Genomic DNA, 263 nt, shown 5'->3' on the forward strand with positions numbered 1-263 from the left:
CAGCGTCAGCGGTGGCAACTACGAGAACCTGGTCGCCAACCAGACACCAGTCAGCACCGCCGTGACCGATGTGCAAGACACCACAACGGTATCACTGACGGCGACACCCAGCGTGGCCGAAGGCGGGACCATTATCTATACGGCGACAGTGGCCGCTCCTGTCACTGGCAGCCCGGTCATAGTCAGCTTGGCCAACGGGCAGACCATCACCATTCCGGTTGGCCAAAGCTCCGGCACCACCACCGGCGCCGTCACCAACGACG

The 263-nt window shown here is 63.1% G+C and carries 1 protein-coding gene; it reads left to right on the plus strand.

The genetic code is table 11. The annotated features are described in order from the left end of the window. Positions 1-263 (plus strand): immunoglobulin-like domain-containing protein (locus HU738_RS25840; protein WP_217871564.1); only part of this gene is annotated, 263 nt, incomplete at both ends.

It is taken from the genome of Pseudomonas vlassakiae (genome assembly GCF_014269035.2).
Classification (GTDB): domain Bacteria; phylum Pseudomonadota; class Gammaproteobacteria; order Pseudomonadales; family Pseudomonadaceae; genus Aquipseudomonas; species Aquipseudomonas vlassakiae.